This window comes from Citrobacter sp. S46_ASV_140, assembly GCF_018919545.1.
Classification (GTDB): Bacteria; Pseudomonadota; Gammaproteobacteria; order Enterobacterales; family Enterobacteriaceae; genus Citrobacter; species Citrobacter braakii.
This window is the reverse complement of sequence record NZ_JAHLRC010000275.1, coordinates 1-964: the sequence shown is the minus strand read 5'-3', so window position 1 is coordinate 964 and position 964 is coordinate 1. Positions and strand designations below refer to the sequence as shown.

1 protein-coding gene is annotated in these 964 nt (G+C 42.9%); it reads left to right on the top strand.

Features of this window, described 5'->3' with window-relative positions; genetic code table 11:
* Positions 1-413: 413 nt before the first annotated feature.
* Positions 414-964 (top strand): dynamin family protein (locus KQJ19_RS23740; protein WP_216404287.1); only part of this gene is annotated, 551 nt, incomplete at its 3' end.

Below are 964 nucleotides of genomic sequence, written 5' to 3'. Positions count from 1 at the left end.
GCTGTAAAGACCCTTTGCTTTTACCTCAATGAAAGTATGGCGGAATATTTTTTAAGGGAAATTGCTACGCTTAGGTATTTAAGATAAGGTGAGGCGAAATATCTGATATTCATAGGTAACGTTGCTTACGGATGCCTAAGCCATTGTGATTGAATATCATTGACCCCCTTAATTTTAGTAGGGGGATTACGCGGGTATTTTTTAAAACTGAACTACGCTGTTTATCTTTCTTACTTATTACATAAGTGAGAGGCATCCGGCCAGCGGTTATACGCCAAATTTATTTTAATAATATCAGTTGGTTGTTTTGATTTTAATTATTTCTACACGTAATTATAAAAGCCAAAAAATCTATAAATAAAACGATTGGGCTAAATAAAAGTAATGCCATTTGCGTTAAGGAAGAATTTTCCATGCACACACAGACAATATATGAATTAAGTCAGGAAGCGGAACGCTTGCTGATGCTCTCGCTTGAACATCTCAGGCAATTGCAAAAATTGCCTATGACGTCGTTGGATGATGTCGCGCTAAAACAAGGAGAGCATAGCAGACAGGTGGTTCAGCCCCTGCATTTCAGCGCGCGTGGCATGGATGTCCAGCAGGCAACGCTCAATAATGAACTGCGTAAGATTACGCGTCTGGAAATGGTGCTGGCGATTGTCGGTACCATGAAAGCGGGAAAATCGACGACGATTAACGCGATTGTAGGGACCGAAGTTTTACCTAATCGTAATCGTCCCATGACGGCGCTACCAACGCTAATTCGCCATACGCCGGGGCAGAAAGAGCCGGTGTTGCATTTTTCACATGTCACGCCTATCGATGCCTTAATGAAGGTTTTACAGCAGCGCGTGCGCGAGTGCGATCGCCAGCGTCTTACGCAGACCCTGGAAATTGATAAGGATATGAATGTCCTGCTGCAGCATATTGAAAACGGCGTGGCATTTGAGCGGTATTATCT